Below are 17336 nucleotides of genomic sequence, written 5' to 3'. Positions count from 1 at the left end.
GTTCAAAGTTCGAGGTTCAAGGTTCGAGGTTCAAGGTTTGAGGTTCAAGGTTCAAGGTTCAAGGTTCAAGGTTCAAGGTTCAAGGTTCGAGGTTCAAAGTTCAAGGTTAAAGGTTCCGGGTTCAAAGTTCATCAATCAATCATCCACTACTCCACTACTCCATTGCTCCACTACTCCATTACTCCAACTCCCCATTTCTCCCCTTCTCCTCTTCCGGTCTCGTGGTCCATAAAAACCGTATTTTATGGTTTTTTGTTTTTTATTTTACCAAACAGCCACCAAAGCCCCGTGCTTAAAAATATACCGATAAGATTGGCCAGCAAATCATTGACATTATAAGCCCGGTAAGGGAGCAGGTATTGGATTCCTTCGCTGGCTGCTGCAAGGAGGATGCCCCGGAAAAACCATGATATCAGCGATTGCTTTGTGCTGTAGCGTAAAAAGGCCCAGGGGAGAAACAATATGGCATGAAGCAGGTAATCGCCGCGCAAATGCAAAATGAAAGTATTGTTAATCTCACCGGAGTTTAGCGGGAGAACCATGAGTAAAACCACGGTAAGGAGATAAGTCGCAAACAGGTTTCTTTCCGATAGCAATCTGCTGATCATTTCGTTTAAAGTTTTTTGCGATTTTCTTAACACTTAGTCACATAGAACGCATAGTTTTTTAAATATCAGGTGGTCAGCCGTATAAACTATTTGATTTCTATGTGTCTATGTGACTATGTGGTTCAAAACAATTCCTGGGAGTAGACTCAAGCTTATTCCGATGTTTTGTTGCGCCTGAAAAAGAGATACTGAACGGTTTGAAAAAGAGCAATCCATACAAATTCAAGTACCGCGATGCCAAGCATGGTTCCTAAAATGATCAGGCGTGAATAATAAGTGAGCTGCAAAAGATACATAGCCAGCAAACTAATGCTGATGGTAGAAATAAATGCCTGGGCATATAGCTTGAGCGTAAATAGAAAAGTCCGGCTCCTATCGTTCTCGTATTTATTAAAAAAAAATGAGACAATCAGAAAAAGTATAACAAAAAAAATGAAAGGCGACTGATACCTTGTGATTACATCCTCCACCGGAGCAGGATAAAGTCCACTGACAATTATGAAAGACGAAAGTACAATGACCAGATCTGCAATCAGATGGATCATAAAGCGTCTCATTGAATCGGGTTGCATAATGCTATAGGATTGAATTATAGACAGAACTGTATTTTTGTGCAATGTCTTGCCAAAGATAGAAGTTTACAAGTTTATGCATGGCTTTTTCTGACCTCTCTTGCATGTTATCCGGATAGCTGAAGGCAAACTTAATTTTGTTGCGTAAATCAAGGATATTTCCAGGTTCGAAATACAATACTTCATCTTCGTTAAACACATCCAGATTTTCAGGAATACGGCTGCATATAATCGGAACACCCAGTGAAGCTACTTCCAGCATCACCATAGACATTGACTCAATTAAAGACGGATAAACAAAAAATTCCGAATGACCGATCAGTTCAAACAGTTGATTCTTATCTTTTATCAACCCAGTGAAACGGATGTTTTTAACTGAAGCTGAGAGCACTTTCAAGTGCTGAGAATAATCAGAAACCTGTGAGTAATCGCCAATGATCAGAATTTCGTGATCACAGTTGGTATTTTTCATCGCTTCCAGAAAAAGGTGGCAGCCTTTGGCTGGTACTATCCGCCCGGCTGCAAAAGTGATCCGTTGTAATTTCGGGCTAAGCCTATTGATCCCGTTAACGCCATTTGGTATGTGAACCATGTCTTTTCTGCGAGGCAACACCTTTTGTAAAAATCGTAGATCTTTTAATGAAACAGCGGTAATCCGGTTTACAAATCTGAGAAACAGTTTGTCCTGGATTTCAAAAAGCGATGTATATTTTTCCCATTTCTCAGTCAGTATCATGCCATGTGTAGTGAGTACAACCTTGTAGCGCAAGCGTAGCAATGGAACTATAAACGCTGCATCGCGGTGGTGCAGATGAACTAAATCATAGTTTCCGGAAAGCAAGGCATGAAACAAAGATTTCAGGTAATACATAAGGGTATTTAATTTTTTATACCCCATTGACCTGAAAACAACCTGGGTGCATATTCCTTCGTAATTGCCAGTTTGAAGGTTTGTGTGAGAACTTGCTGAGTAAACCGTAAAATCATAGTCATAGTGCAATTGCCGGATAATATTTTCGCCCACTGCTGCCGCTCCACCAAAGGCCGGTAAACCTTTAAGACCAATCACTGCAATTGCCGGTTTACTTTTCATCACTCAGGTTTTCGATGAGGTTAAGGTATTGGCTTTTAAATGCTTCTTCTGAATAATTCTTCATCAGATGTCTGTATGCCTGCTCGCCCATTTTATTTCTCATTTCTGAAGAATTGATCAATTCTGAAATTCTATCTGAAATCGAATGGGTGTCCTTCGCAGTTACCAGAAATCCAGTCTTATTATCCAATACCAGTTTGTCATTATCCCCAACATCGGTAGCTATCACCGGCAGCGAGTATTCCATAGCCTCCATTATCGCATTAGAAAGTCCTTCATACACTGAGGTTGAAAGAAAAATATCGGATTCGCGTAGAAATTGTTCCGTGTTGTCAGGGTTTATTACAATGCTTACCAATGTAGTTAGTTCATATTCCTGAATAAGGTTACGGATTTCATTTTCAAGCTTACCATAACCAATAATAAGGTATCTGTAACCTTTAGCGAGACTCTGATTTTTCGTTAACTCTTTGATTGAGAGCAGCGCTGTTTGATAATCTTTTGACTCAACGAACCTGCCCATTGATAAAATCTGAACTAACTCTTTTTCAGGCCGTTGAATCGGCTGTGCTTTAATATTGATGCAGTTTGGAATAACAATGGCTTTTTCTGGCTTGAAACCTTTGGTAGAAAGTAAATTCAAGCCTGCGTAATTGTTAAAAACAGAGGCTGTAAGAAAATGATTGTGAAGGAACCTCTGGACAAAAAGTTTGAAAGGTGAAATCTGAGAACTTCTGATACCACCAATTTTAAGAGAGGCTTTGCCCAGTGTGCCTATTATAGCATTAATCAGATTTGTGGTTGCCAGGTAAGAGAACACAACCGCAGGCTTGCCTAAACGGAACATCTTCAAAAGCCTTATGCATTTGTTAAGATGTGAGCCAGACAATCGTTCCACATTAATATTATAAGCCTCGGCTATTTTAAAAAGTTTGTTATCGCACTGATTTCCATAATAAACAACCAGCGTGGTCTGAAACTCTTTTTGCAAAGCATTGGCAAGGAAAACGCTTTGCTTCTCAGCGCCACCTGTTTTTAATGTGTTTGTCAGGATAAAAATTTTGCTGCTCTCTTTTTTGCTCATTCGCAATATTACATTAGCCCTGGCCTGCCAAATCTTGAGTTGTGCTTTTTATAAAATCTTCTATCATGAAGAATTCAGATGTAAACTTGCCGTTATGCCAAACCAACTTTTCATCCCAATAACCTGGGCAGTCAAAGTAACCTTGGGCGGAAAATCCATAACTGATTTCTAAAAGCTTGATGATGCCGTTATCGAAAACAAAATCAAATGCTGTACACTGGCTTTTTAATTGCCCATTCATCACAAATGCAAGTTTTATACACTCAATCGGGATTTGGCTATTATCATGGATGATCATCCCGCTGCCTGATGCTTTGAATCCACCTTCCCGAACCATTCGCTTAATTGCAAAAGCTCTTGTACCGATCACAATAACCCGGATATCATGACTATTCGCTGGGATAAAATCCTGAAAGTATACATAACCTTTTTCTTTAACACTATAGCGCGAATCAACGCTAAGACCAGGATAGACAAAGAGAGCAAGACCCCTGAGAAGTGCCAGGAAAGTATCACAGTTCTTATTCCTCTTGAATTTCTGCCATCTGTCAATTATTTTCTCCTGCCTGGCGAATAAGTTGAATCCTTTGCCAAACGCTTTATGAATGAGTTTTGAAGCCTCACTTTTTGTCTTTACCAGCTTGACATTTAATGAGCCAGCTCCTCCTCTGAGCTTAAAAACCTTGGGATAAGAAGCCGAATCAGCCCATGCTAACGCTTCATTTTTATCATAAAAGACATGCGTATTTACTAAAGGCGCACCAATAGATTCCAACAAGTATTTTTGACCTACTTTGTCATCGAAATGCCAACAAGTCTTTGAGTCAGGGAAAACCTTCTTACCAGAATGCTCAATCGAATAGATTAATTGCCTTGCAAACCTGATAGCTTTATAATCTGAATGATACCAATGCCACATCAACCCGTCGCAATCTTGCAGATGTTTTAGAATGTCCGTATGGTAGCAGTTTACGATTTTATAACTGATATTATTGCATTCGCAATACTCAATCCATTTTTCAGAAAAACTGCCTGGCTTATGATGGATGGCTAATTTTTTATTTGTCATGGATTAAATATTTTTCAATAATGCTCTTCGACAAATCATAATGCGATTCACATCTTAGCCTGTTTAGTATTTGTTTATATTGTCTTGGATTAATGAATAGTCTTGTTAATCTTAAGGATCGAAGTAATGAGTTAATTATTCTGTTGCCGAGTATATTTGAAGGACTGAAAGTCTGTAGATAGGAATCCATATTTTTAAGTACATATTTTTCCCATTCTTGAGCAAGACTTTCTTTATCTGAAATTATTTCTTTCAGATTCTCTATGGTATCCAGAATAGATTGCCTTTGATTCCCTTTCAGTAAGTGTAATGAGAAGGAATCTCGCTGCTGTGATATTGGTATTAACTCCCAGTGAACCAACTTATTATTCTCTAATACAAGGCTTAATAATAATCCAGTATACCATTGATCGAAATTTGAATCGCTTGTAAATAAGAAATTACCAAGACTAAAAATAATTGGTTTACCTTGATGAACTTCGTATCCACCAATACAATGAGAATGATGCCCAACTATAATATCAGCGCCATTTTCCGCATAGAAGCGGTATTGTTTTACCATTCTAGTACTGGGTAGATGATAATACTCATGCCCTCCATGAATAATAACGATGATTAAATCGACTATTTCTCTTAGTTTTTTAATTTGTTTAACATTATCAATAATATCCATTGAATTTGCACCACAATTTAATGATGATAAAGTAGACCATTCATTCTCACAAAAATTGATTACTCCAATGCGTGTACCTTCTCTCTCAATTATTAATGGCTGTTCTATCTCATGAATGCTCAGACCGGCACCCACATATAAGATATTCCTATTGCGACAGCGTTCAATAGTGTTTTTAAGGCCTTCTACTCCAAAATCTAGTATGTGGTTATTTGCTAGTGTGACAGCATGAATATTTATTGAGCTCAGGTGTTGAAATATTTCTTCCCCAGTCTTCAAGTGAGGACCAGTTTTAAGGATCTTTTTCCCTTTATCATGCTCGACAATTGGACATTCAAGATTCAATAAATTAAAATCTGACGCATTAAATAACTGGATAATATCGTCATTAAAAAATGTATTTGATAGAAACTCTGGAGTAACGCAAAAATCGCCACCAATAATTATTCTCATATCTTCACTTATTTTTTATTAAGAAGTTGTATAGCAACTTAGCTTGTATGTCTTTATTGAAAAATCTCAGTGCGACGTTTCGTCCTGCTTCTCCTATTTTTGAAGCATTTTTACTTGTTAGAGCCCTTCTCAATCCATTCGAAAATGAATCAATAGAATCAGGATCAGAAATGAATGCTGACTTATTATCTTCAAGATAATGTCCTATTTCTCCAACATTCGTAATACAAACGGGATTACCTGAAGCAAGATATTCCCCAAGCTTTGTTGGAAATCCTCCTTCTGATTGTTTTGAAGTTGGACGAGCAAAGGCTAGAAGTTTAGCTTTTAGTAAAAAAAGAGGCATATCCTTCCTTGAAATGTTGCCAACATATTTTATACGATTCTCTGCTTTATACTTAGAAATAATTTGTAATTGCAACTCATAATCACTTTTTGGTAATAGTGGGCCTGCCAAAAACAGATTAAGATCAGGAAATTGCCCCATGATCTTAATGAATGCTTGTATTAGAATATCTACTCCATCTTTATGATTGTTCATTGTTCCGCAATATCCGATATATGGTTTATCTAAATGAAAGTCACTAGTGTCAATATTAAAGCGGGCAAAGTCAACAGTCATCGGCAAATGCAGCATTTTTGTTGTTTGACCTAGATGCTTCTCGTAATAACTAGCAAGAATAAAGGTCATTACTGCTAGTATGTCTAATTGTGGTAGAAATTTTTCCAAGTAAGCATTATGAAGTTTTCTGTTAGGTATGCTTATCCAACTATATTCGCTTCGTTCATGGAAATATTTGCAGCTGACACTTTTCTTAAATAGCTTTAATCCGATTCGAACAATTCGGGAACTGACACCGAGCCACAGGTAGTCATAGTGTTTGATTCTAATTTGATTTTGTATATGACTGACAAAGAAATTATTAGGGAAAAGCAAGCCGATAGCTCTATTGATTGTATAATTACGGAAATTGTAAGTTATGAGATACTTATATGAAACACCATTTATTAAGCCTGAGTTTTTAAAAACAGTTTTTTCATTTTTTGAGCTATACCCGCCAATTATAAGTAACTCTATTATGCATCCATTCTCAACTAAACCCTCAGCTAATGATAGAAATCTATTGTTTGCAGCATTTGATGTTGCAAAGGGGTTTCTTTCTAGAATTACTAATATATCCATATTGGTTCTTAGCACTTGGTTAATCGTTTAGTGTTTCTGTACATCAGTAGAACATGCTAAAAGTAATGTCAATGTTGTAAAGGACCGCTAAATGCTGAAGAGCTTTTCAATTCCAATCTTAAGCTTTATACGATTAGATTCTAAACTAAAATTCTTAATTGCGGCTTTTTTCCCGTTTGCGCCTATTTTTAATGCTTCTGCATAATTTGAAAGTATGAAATCAATTTTTGCTGCAAGTTCTGCAACCAGGTTTAATGGATTGATAAAATAGACTTGATCCTCAAGTAAGATTTTTGGAATTTCACCCACCCTCGTAACAATTACTGGCTGACCTGAAGCCAAGTATTCACCAAGTTTAGTAGGGAAACCTCCACGTGCCTGCAAACTATCTGGCCGTGCTAAAACCAGTATCTTAGCAGAAAAGAGCAATTTTGGAATGCTATCACGATCTACTGAACCGAGTAATATTACTCTATCAAACAAACCATATCTTTTAATTATCAAATCCAGTTTTTCAACTTGTGTTGCGTTTTCTGCTGAATTGGCAATCTTCAGAAATAGATCAGTGTGTTTATAAGCAATTTTTGAGAAGGCATGTATCAAGCTTTCAACCCCATCCTTTCGTTCTAATAAACTACCAGAATAGAATATGTATGAAACACCAGGATCTTTTTTCGTATTGTCGAACCTTCTCAAATCTACTGTCATAGGCAATTTCTGGATAATGCATTTCTTGCTTGCATGCTTCCCATAAAAATTAATCAGTTCATCGGTCATAATGAATAAGGCATTAAAAACTCGATAATGCCATGGTAAGAGCAGTAAGCGATATAGAATCTTTTTAAATGAATTAGCACCATTTGAGAAGACATAAGGATATTCATTTCTTTCAGTTACAACCTTAATCTTCAGAAGTTTTGCAAATAATGAAGTTGCTAAGTCAATAAAAGGATCAACGGTAAATGGATCGAGCGGAAAGATGAATAAGACGTAATTATAGCTTTTGTCTTTTGTTAGTGAAATTAAATTGTGCAATTGCCAGTATGAAGAAAGTCGCAATTTCAAACCCCGTAAGTATCTGTTTTTTGAATAATTTTCCCAATTTGAAGGACGAAATACTTCGCAGCGAAATGTTGAGCATAACATTTCTTCCACCATTTCATTCCGGTTAAATGAAGCAGTGTTTTTATTCAGTTCAGGCCTGCGATAGAGTATTACTTTTATTGGCTTTTTTTCAATCATACCCATTTAACGCTCAATTTGGTGTTTCCAAGGATCAGTTTCAGCACCCGCCATGAAGTATTTTCAATTGTGTAGTCTTGCGCTATCTGATCATATTTGCTCTTTGTTTCAAACTCTTTAATGACAGCCTCAATGGAGTTGAGTACAATATCAGGCTCAAAACCGGTAAGGATGATTGTGCCTGCATCCTGGGCTTCGGGGCGTTCCATACTTTGTCTTAAACTGATGGCCGGAAATGAAAGGATGGATGATTCTTCGCTGATTGTACCTGAGTCGGAAATGACGCATCTGGCGTGTTGCTGGAGGTGGATGTAGTCGGGGAAACCGAAGGGCTTGTGGAATATGAGATGCTGGTTGCTTGTTACTGGTTGCAGGTTACTTGTTACTGGTTGCTGGTTGAGAGAATCGAGGCGCTTTTTTGTGCGGGGATGGGTGGAGATGATGACGGGCAATTGGTAGGTTTCAGCAAGTTGGTTGAGGATGTGCAGGATCTTTTTGAGGTTTTCGGGATTGTCAACGTTTTCTTCGCGGTGTACGGAGACGAGAAAGTATTTTCTAGGTTCGAGATTCGAGGTTCCGGTCACTGAGCTTGTGGAAGTGACGGGTGTGAGTTCGATTCTGGAAAGGATGTCGGAGTTGTCAATGTTGGGTTTGTAGTAGTTGAGGACTTCTTTCATAGGGCTGCCGGTGAGGTAGATGCGACGGTGGGGTAGGCCTTCGGAAAGCAGGTGGCGGCGGGCATGTTCGGTATACACCAGGTTGAAATCGGCAATGTGGTCAATTACCTTACGGTTGGTCTCTTCGGGCACATTCTGATCGAAGCAGCGGTTGCCGGCCTCCATGTGGAAAATGGGAATGTGCATGCGCTTGGCCATATACGCTGCCAGGCAGGAATTGGTGTCGCCAAGTACCAGCACGGCATCGGGTTGTTCCAGTTTCAAGACTTCTTCCGATTTGCGGATGATGTCGCCAACGGCGGCGCCAAGACTGGAAGTGTCAACGTTCAGGAAGTGGTCGGGTTTGCGAAGCTCAAGTTGTTCCCAGAAAATTTCATTGAGCTCGTAATCGTAGTTCTGGCCGGTGTGGACGATGATGTGGTTTACGTGTTCATCGAGCAGGGCCATGGTACGCGAGAGGCGGATGATCTCGGGACGCGTACCGACGATGGTCATTACTTTGAGTTTTTTCATAGAGGTGGTTTTGTTGCGCGCGGATTAAGGCTTATTTTTTCTCGCAGATTTTCGCTGAATGTTTTCTCGCAGATTTTCGCTGATTAATTTCTCGCTGATTTTCGCTGAAGAATTTTCTCGCAGATTTTCGCGGAAGAATTTCTCGCAGATTTTCGCTGATTTGTTTTTCGCAGATTAATCATTCGCTGATTTTTTATCTGCGCTTATCTGCGTTGTATTAAAATCTGCGTTCATCTGCGTGAAACCTGTATTTATCTGCGTGAAACTTCTTAAAGTTCATACTATTTCAAAAAACGTATCCGCATCATCGGCATTGAAATGCTCGTTGATCCAGAAAATGGTATATAAATCTTCATCGCCAATATTGGTGATGTTATGGGTATGCCAGATGGGCATGTCAACAAATGATGGCTGGCTGCCATCGAGGTCAAAGCTGAACACCTCATCGGTTCCGATTTTACGCAATTCAATTCTTGCTTTGCCTTTGATCACCGCGAACCTTTCGGCTTTGCGTGTATGGAAATGGTTGCCGCGAGTGATGCCGGACCTGGTAGTTGAAAAACTGACCTGTCCGCCGCTGTGCAATTTCACGGTTTCAACAAAGCTGCCCCTGTCGTCGGTGTTTAGTTTGAGGTGGAAAGGGAAAAATTCAGCATGGTCAATGTAACACAGAAAAGTGTTGAACAGGTTTCTGTTAAAAGGATCGTCCAGGTTGGGAAGAATACCCTTATCAAAATAAGTCTCCTTGTAGCTTTTGAGAAGCTTTAGGGTTTCGGAAACTTTTACTTCGCTTGTGTAGGGGACATAAATGGAACGCTGATGACGCGGATTGGGAGGATCTGCGCTGTTTTTATCTGCGGTCATCTGCGCAATCTGCGCGAAATTCTTAGAAAGCGGATTTTCACTGATAATATTTATAAATGTTTCAACCAACTCGCTTACATAAATCAATTTAACCTGCCCATCGGTTTCTATTTTGGGTTCTTCGCCGTGGGTGAGTTGGTGGCAGAATGTTGCAATAAATGAATTATAGTATGGATGGCCGAAAGGGCCGAAAACATTGGGGATAATCAATCCGGTAAATTGTGCATCGTGGGTTAAAGCCCATTTTTCAAACAGTTTACGGCCTTCTTTCTTGGATTTTCCGTAAAGGTTATCGCGTTCTTCCTGGGTGGAGGACGAAAACAGGATATGGGGTGTGGAGTTGGTTTCGGTGCAGGCGGTGATCAGTTGTTTCACCAGCCTGATATTGGTTTCGTAAATTACTTGTGGGTCGTTGTGGCGGTTCATGGCTGCCAGATGGACGACGGCATCGCATTGGCTGACAAATTCTTTGAGCTTTGCTTCGTCCTGGAAGAATCCATCTTCGAAAGGGATACGCTGGAACTGTTCGGGGTATAATCCCAATGTGTTGTAAAGATGTGTGCCTATGAAGCCTGTTTGGCCTGTGATGCCTACTTTAATCATAGTGTTATTTTTTCTCTCGGGTTAACGTTTATTTCTCGCAGATTTTCGCTGAATGTTTTCTCGCAGATTGGCGCAGATTAGTTTCTCGCAGATTTCCGCTGATGGAGAACTCTCGGATTTTCGCTGAATTTTTATCTGCGTTTATCTGCGTGGTGCTAAAATCTGCGTTCATCTGCGCGAATTGTATTGGTTTATAGATTGTTAACGATTCGTTCGATTGAGTTGGCTATTGTGTCGGTATTGAAGTTGACGAGTAAGCCAAGGCGTTTGTTTGAAAGTTTCAGATAAGTCAGCAATTGTTTGAAATGAACTGGCGCTAATGTTTCAACTGATTTGACTTCAATGATTACTTTGTTTTCTACTAGAATATCAATGCGGTAGCCAACATCGAGGCTGACTTCTTCATAGACGAATGGTAGCCCGAGTTGTATTTGAACAGATAATCCACTTTTCTCCAGTTCATATGCCAGGGCGGCTTCGTAGGCTGATTCAAGCAAACCGGGGCCGACGGCATTGTGCACCTTGAATATGGCTCCACGGATGATGTAGGATAATTCGTTTTCTGTCATGGTGTTAATTTTTTCTCGCAGATTCTCGCTGATTGAGAACTCGCAGATTTTCGCAGATTAGTTTTTCGCAGATTAAGAACTCGCTGATTTTTTATCTGCGCTTATCTGCGTTGTATTAGAATCTGCGTTCATCTGCGCGAACTCTATTGGTTTATTTCTGTCTTTTTCCCGCAGATTTTCGCTGAAGAACTTTCTCGCAGATTTTCGCTGATGGAGAACTCGCGGATTTTCGCTGATTTTTTATCTGTGCTTATCTGCGTTGTATTTAAATCTGCGTTCATCTGCGTGAAGACTTAAGGTTCGTAAATGTTATCCATGCTTTCGCCCAGGATGTCTTTGCGGATCATGGGCAGTTTTAGCAGCAGCTGTTTTGTGCCTTCCACATCCAGGCGCTCGGTGTTGTGCGAGGTGTATTCATCTACCTGCGAAACCCGTTCTTCGCCTTCCGAGAAATACTTTCCATAATTCAGGTCGCGGGTATCGGCGGGAATGCGGTAATAATCCTGCAGGTTGACGGCTTTGGCCATTTCCTCGCGGTTCACCAGCGATTCATATAGCTTCTCGCCATGCCTTGTGCCAATGATCCTGATTTCAGTATTGGCATTGTACAATTCAATTAACGCCTGCGCGAGGTCGGCGATGGTTGAGGCGGGAGATTTCTGGACAAAAATATCGCCCGGCTGTCCGTTCTCAAAAGCAAACAATACCAGTTCCACGGCATCGTCGAGGGTCATCATAAAGCGGGTCATGCCCGGATCGGTAATGGTGATGGGTTTTCCAGCTTTGATCTGCGAAACAAACAAAGGGATCACGCTTCCGCGCGAGGCCATCACATTGCCGTAGCGTGTACCGCAAAGCATGGTTCCGTTGCCGTTGAGCTGACGGGCTTTGGCCACCATCACTTTTTCGGCCAGGGCTTTGGTCATGCCCATGGCGTTGATCGGATACACCGCTTTATCGGTACTGAGGCTGATCATCTTTTTGATGCCGTTTTTAAGGGCAGCGTCAATAGCATTTTCGAGGCCCATTACATTGGTGCGCACCGCTTCCATAGGGAAAAACTCGCAGGAAGGAACCTGTTTGAGGGCTGCAGCATGAAACACATAATCTACACCCTGCATGGCATACTCCACGCTGCGGGAGTCGCGCACATCGCCGATATAGTATTTTATTTTATCGTTGCGATAAAATTGCCGCATATCGTCCTGTTTTTTCTCGTCGCGGCTGAAGATACGGATTTCCGAAAAGGATTCCGTGTTAAGAAAGCGGCGCAGCACGGCATTGCCAAAGGAGCCGGTGCCGCCGGTGATTGCTAATATCTTGCCCATGTCAACGGATTTTTGATGGATGTTTTGTTGCGGAATAAGAATTTGAGTTTTGATTTGTGTCATAGACTAAAATCCCGAGATACAGAATTAGCATTGAAACAAATCCTACCTGGCTAATGATCATCATCGAGATAAGTATTATTATTGAAAATAACAGAAAAATTACAGTCAAGTGCTGTCTCTTAAATGAACGGTATAGGCTAATAGCACTTCTAATAAACAAACCCAAAATAATGATACCATTTAAGAAAAACAGCTTGATAAAGAAGTTGTGGGGGTCGGTCCAGATCCCAGTTCTCATAACATAAAAGATTTTATTCGTTCCAAATAAGGTTCTGTTGATGTTTTCAAAGGTGAATTCAATGAAACCTGACCATCTGTAAAACCTGTGACCACCAACTCCAATTTCTTCGGTAACACCTTGTTCAACTAGTCTTGCAATAATGGTATCAAGACGGCCATAGTAATCTACAGCAAAGAATGCCATGAATAAAACCATTGCTACTATGAATAGATTTGCAACTGTTCGGATAGAAAATTTGTTAACCTGGGTGTTCAACACCAGAATATAGTAAGTCATGATTATTAAAAGGGTTATGAAACCCATCCGTGATAAGGTATAGATTACACCAGAAATAAGAACGACCAGAATTGCCAATGATATGTAACTCAATCCTTTCCGACTAATAACTGAGTTAGTAAGTACAAATGCAATGACTAAGTTTAAAAATGTACTTAAAGAATTCACATCACCTCCATTGTAGAGGCCTGAAAACCTCATTATATCATTGTAACTGGCGATATTTTCATCAAGTGGCTCTCTGATATTAATCCCTATTGAGTCAATCCAGCTAGCGAAATAAACAGATAAAACTATTACCAACGCGCTTGAGATTATTGCCCTGTAGACTATAGCCCTATTATATTGTACTTGAAGCAAAAACTTTATGATTACAATAAAATTTAATACTGTTACAATAAAAATAAGAAATCGGTTAATTACCCAACCTACACTAAAGTTTTGCCCTAAATATTCATGCAATATGTACCTTTCTCTGATTGCTATTGCAACTGTCACTAGGAAAAAAACAAACAAAAACGATGTGAGCGCCCTAATAGTCTTACTTGATGGGGCTTTGATTTTCTTTATATAACCATTCTTGATAGCATGAAAGAGGAAAATGAACCCGAAAACAACGTTAAAGGATAATATATTTAGAATTGGAGTTTCAATAAGACTCCTGATCGGAAGAAAGAAAACATACAGAAACAAAGCATACCTGAAACGGGCAAAAGCCGCCGCATACAATGCTATGTAAAAAACAATAACGAACGATTCAATATTCATTTGTAGAAATTGGTTTAGTAATTATCGGTTAGATTCTTCAAGCATGGCAAATGTACTACTGATCAAGGAATCCAGGCTTCGGCTTTTAAAGAGTTTTACGCCTGATACCCTCATCGTGCAATCGCTGGCAAGTACATGTATTCCGTAATGTAACGCTTCCTTGATTGAGATTGGGTCGCCATCGGTATTGGTTGCTCTTATAAAGAGAGAGGAGCGCTTCATAAGCGGCCACATTTCTTTTTGTCCGGTTATTAATAAGATCGTCTTTTCAAGTCCAAGCTCTTTGATTCGGTTTCGTTTATTTTCAAGATAAGCATTATTATATGCGGGGTTGCCAATAAAAAATATCAAACCTATATCTGGAAAACTTTTCATTGAATGGCTCATAAGCTCAATCAGCAAGTCGAAGCCATATAAATCTTCGTTATTATGGAAAGATAACTGCCAGGCACCTGATATAATGATGGGTCTGTGTCCTTCAATGAAACCAACAACCTCTGGCCCAAATTCTTTCATCTGTTGTTCTTCAGTACTTTCATCCGGTGGAACAAAAGGATCAAATAATAAGATATTGATATTCCCGTAGATTTTCTCCATCTTAGGTATCAGCTCCGGGTTGACAACATATACTACACTGCAAAGCCTTATAAAGGAATAACGAAATCTCTGTTGAATGATCCTTTTGATCCCCTTTTGTCTGTTTGTAACTATGTGGAAATTATGATTAACGAAGAAATATTCGCAGTTTCTTTTGGAAAAGTAGTATTTAAATATAAGGACTAAAGCTATAAACCAACTTGCAGAATGAACATGGATGCTTTTAGCTTCAATTAAAAGTAAACGCGAGACAATTTTCCATTTTCTGGAATTGTTTTCCGGGATAACCGGAATATTATGCAGCTTGCTATATCTTGCTATATGGACCGAAACACCACCGATTGGAGGTGGAAGTGGTCCGATAAGCACGGTATCTTTTTGTTCTTTTCTCCTACTCATAGAAATGATCATTTACGAATTATCCATTATCATTTTTCTTTTTTTTCAAGTGTTTGCTTAGCGAGAACTCGTCAGTCCTGAAAGCACCGCCAATGTACAAGATAAGTAGAAAAGTTATGAACAATAACGATTTCAAGATGATGCTTGTGGTCAAGGAATAATTTATAAGTGTGCCAATATAGTTCAAAATCACCATCGTTATAAAAATGAAGGATAATTTGCTGTAATTGAACGAAACCGGATAGACTTTGCTTAAGGCAAACAAATAAAGTATATTAATTACGATGACAGAAAGCAGAGTTGCGATAGCAGCACCCATTTGGCCAAATTCCGGTATGAGCAGTATATTCAAAGCGATGTTAACAATTGCTGATACAGGCCAGATGATAGATACAATCCATGTTTTTCTTGAAATGTGTATGCCAAGAACTGTCAAGCTTGAAAAACCCAGAAGGATGTAAGACAAGGACAGAATAGCTACAATTGAATGGCTGCCTTCATAACTTTTATCCGCCATCACCATAACAACTTCTCTTGCAAAGAGTGAAATGAACAGCGCGATAGCAGAGAGAATTGAAACATAAATCATGGAAAAATCAACCAATATCTTTTTGCATTTTTGGGGTTCATCTATTTGCTCGAACAAATAAGGAAAGAACGCCTTGTTTACCGGCTCATTAAATAAAAATGGTATGATTCCAGCAATTTTAGCTCCTAAGGAATAGAGGCCAACATCTTCCAACGATTGATACTCCTGAAGGAAATATCTATTACTCATGTTTAAAATCAGAGATGAAAGATTAACGGGTATTAGAAAAATAGAAAATCCAAGCATTAACTTAAGCTGAGAGGAAGAGAAACCAAATTTGTATTCACGCCTTGTGAGGTACAGAAGAATGCTGAGAGTAACCAACCCACTTATAATCCTCGCATAAAGAATGCCTGCAATTCCAAGCCTGGCAAAGACCAGAAAGTAAATCGTAAAGGAAGTTACAATGATAAGACTTAGCAGGTTAATAAGAACGAATGTTTTTGCTTCATTTCGAATTCGGATATTGTTTAATGGAATGTGAGTAAGTACCTCTATGACAATGACAGCAGCAATTAATTTGAGGAAAAAAGTACCTTCATCAAAATTTAGAAACTGGCCGGCAATGTAATCAGCATTAAAAAGCATAATACTCGCAATTGCAATCGCGCTTAAAAAGCTAAAAAGCTGACCAGTTGAGAATAAGACTTTCCTAAATCCGGTATCCTTGTCATGAAAATATATCCGATTATAGCCATTTTCAATACTAAGACTATAAAAAACTATAAGTATGTTCCCGATCAGATACACAAGCTCAAGTTTTCCATAATCAGCGGGTTGCAGGATGTGAGTATAAAGAGGCAATAAAAGAAACATAACACTCTTATTAAGAATGTTACCAAATGTGTAAATTGAAATGTTCTTGAATAGTTTTAACACTGATTCACTTTGAGATTAATTGTTTGACTCTTAAGAGTTGCTAATTTTAAGAGGATTGATCAATTTTGTAATTAGACATAAGTAGCAACCTGTTACGCAGTTCATGCCCCAGCCCAATATCGAAAAAACCAAACCATGCAATCATTGAACTGAGGGTTATCCAGATTCCATATCTTGTGGGATCGAGGTAATTGATGATAAGTGGAACCAGCGCAAGGCCAATGGCAATATTCAGCCCTTTAATAATAAATGAGGCAAGAATATTTTTCTTTGCTCTTAAAGTTCTTTCATGACCTTTCGTAAAAAACGCATTGAAGCTATTGAGCAAAGTTTTATTGATCATAGTTTGTTAGTTCCTTCAAGTTCATTTTCTTCGCGCCTCCCGATAGCCATCGGGAGCGTCCTGGCGGTGGGAAAGGTTCGGGGTTCAAGGTTCGAGGTTCCGGGTTAAGGGAAATCTAAGTTAGTTGTGGACTGCCGCTGCTACTGCAACTTTTTCCACCTACTCACACTCACACCTTCTCCTGAAAGGCCCACTGGTGGTAAGGTTTGACAGTGATGGTTCTTTCACCGAAGGTAAACAAATCGGACTGGTCGTATGTAATCACAGAGGCATCGTTTATCTTAAAGAACTCCATTGCTTCAAGCAGCCCCTGCAATTCCCTGTCGGTATTATTCTGGTCAAGTTGCCAGCATACCTGGTAAAGTCCATCAAATTTCCCATTTTTCAGAACCACAAAATCACATTCTTTTTTACCGGCGTAATAATAGATTTCAGAAGTTTGACGACGCAGGGAAAGGTAAACCATATTTTCAAGCAGTCGTCCATTGTCCTGGCTAAACGAAACGGAGTTTGTTTCAATCATGCCATTATCAATGCAGTATACTTTTTTGGGGTTCACCAATTGAACTTTATATGAATAACTGAACTTAGGTATCAGGAAGAAGAGATAGGCATCAACAAAATAGGATAGATAGTCCATAATACTTGAT

At 39.3% G+C, this 17336-nt stretch carries 17 protein-coding genes; all 17 read right to left on the bottom strand.

The window, feature by feature from the left end:
* Positions 1 to 242 precede the first annotated feature (242 nt).
* Positions 243 to 608: a VanZ family protein gene (locus IH597_17075; GenBank protein ID MBE0664172.1), complete on the bottom strand. Its 366-nt coding sequence runs from the start codon at positions 606 to 608 to the stop codon at positions 243 to 245.
* Between the two features lie 152 nt (positions 609 to 760).
* Positions 761 to 1180, bottom strand: a complete 420-nt coding sequence (locus tag IH597_17070) for a hypothetical protein (GenBank protein MBE0664171.1) — start codon at positions 1178 to 1180, stop codon at positions 761 to 763.
* A 4-nt stretch (positions 1181 to 1184) separates the two neighbouring features.
* On the bottom strand, positions 1185 to 2273 hold the full coding sequence (locus IH597_17065; protein ID MBE0664170.1) for a glycosyltransferase family 4 protein: 1089 nt from the start codon (positions 2271 to 2273) through the stop codon (positions 1185 to 1187).
* Positions 2263 to 3357, bottom strand: coding sequence for a glycosyltransferase (locus IH597_17060; GenBank protein MBE0664169.1), 1095 nt, complete (start codon positions 3355 to 3357; stop codon positions 2263 to 2265). Before IH597_17060 ends, IH597_17065 begins: the two co-directional genes overlap by 11 nt.
* A 13-nt stretch (positions 3358 to 3370) precedes the next feature.
* The gene (locus IH597_17055) at positions 3371 to 4426 is read right to left on the bottom strand and encodes a hypothetical protein (GenBank protein MBE0664168.1); all 1056 of its coding nucleotides are present in this window, start codon (positions 4424 to 4426) and stop codon (positions 3371 to 3373) included.
* Positions 4416 to 5552, bottom strand: coding sequence for a CapA family protein (locus IH597_17050; GenBank protein ID MBE0664167.1), 1137 nt, complete (start codon positions 5550 to 5552; stop codon positions 4416 to 4418). The genes IH597_17055 and IH597_17050 overlap by 11 nt, the downstream gene beginning before the upstream one ends.
* A gap of 4 nt (positions 5553 to 5556) precedes the next feature.
* A complete protein-coding gene (locus IH597_17045) occupies positions 5557 to 6750 on the bottom strand; it encodes a glycosyltransferase family 4 protein (protein MBE0664166.1) in 1194 nt (397 codons plus the stop codon).
* A gap of 72 nt (positions 6751 to 6822) precedes the next feature.
* Entirely contained in the window at positions 6823 to 7983 is a 1161-nt protein-coding gene (locus tag IH597_17040) for a glycosyltransferase family 4 protein (GenBank protein ID MBE0664165.1), read from the bottom strand.
* Complete coding sequence (wecB, locus tag IH597_17035; protein ID MBE0664164.1) at positions 7974 to 9167, bottom strand: UDP-N-acetylglucosamine 2-epimerase (non-hydrolyzing); 1194 nt, start codon at positions 9165 to 9167, stop codon at positions 7974 to 7976. Before wecB ends, IH597_17040 begins: the two co-directional genes overlap by 10 nt.
* 276 nt (positions 9168 to 9443) lie before the next feature.
* Positions 9444 to 10634, bottom strand: coding sequence for an NAD-dependent epimerase/dehydratase family protein (locus IH597_17030; protein ID MBE0664163.1), 1191 nt, complete (start codon positions 10632 to 10634; stop codon positions 9444 to 9446).
* 191 nt (positions 10635 to 10825) lie between these two features.
* Positions 10826 to 11203, bottom strand: coding sequence for a GxxExxY protein (locus IH597_17025; GenBank protein ID MBE0664162.1), 378 nt, complete (start codon positions 11201 to 11203; stop codon positions 10826 to 10828).
* A 293-nt stretch (positions 11204 to 11496) separates the two neighbouring features.
* Positions 11497 to 12531 carry a polysaccharide biosynthesis protein gene (locus IH597_17020; protein MBE0664161.1) on the bottom strand — a complete coding sequence of 345 codons (1035 nt, stop codon included), beginning with the start codon at positions 12529 to 12531 and terminating at the stop codon, positions 11497 to 11499.
* A 1-nt stretch (position 12532) separates the two neighbouring features.
* Entirely contained in the window at positions 12533 to 13879 is a 1347-nt protein-coding gene (locus IH597_17015; GenBank protein ID MBE0664160.1) for a hypothetical protein, read from the bottom strand.
* Between the two features lie 21 nt (positions 13880 to 13900).
* The gene (locus IH597_17010; GenBank protein MBE0664159.1) at positions 13901 to 14875 is read right to left on the bottom strand and encodes a glycosyltransferase; all 975 of its coding nucleotides are present in this window, start codon (positions 14873 to 14875) and stop codon (positions 13901 to 13903) included.
* Between the two features lie 19 nt (positions 14876 to 14894).
* The gene (locus tag IH597_17005; GenBank protein MBE0664158.1) at positions 14895 to 16280 is read right to left on the bottom strand and encodes an oligosaccharide flippase family protein; all 1386 of its coding nucleotides are present in this window, start codon (positions 16278 to 16280) and stop codon (positions 14895 to 14897) included.
* 109 nt (positions 16281 to 16389) lie between these two features.
* Positions 16390 to 16686, bottom strand: a complete 297-nt coding sequence (locus tag IH597_17000) for a hypothetical protein (GenBank protein ID MBE0664157.1) — start codon at positions 16684 to 16686, stop codon at positions 16390 to 16392.
* 169 nt (positions 16687 to 16855) lie between these two features.
* A complete protein-coding gene (locus IH597_16995; GenBank protein ID MBE0664156.1) occupies positions 16856 to 17326 on the bottom strand; it encodes an ATP-binding protein in 471 nt (156 codons plus the stop codon).
* Positions 17327 to 17336: the final 10 nt, after the last annotated feature.

The organism is Bacteroidales bacterium, from assembly GCA_014860575.1.
In the GTDB taxonomy this organism is placed as follows: Bacteria; Bacteroidota; Bacteroidia; order Bacteroidales; family JAAYJT01; genus JAAYJT01.
This window is presented reverse-complemented; position numbering and strand designations above follow the sequence as displayed.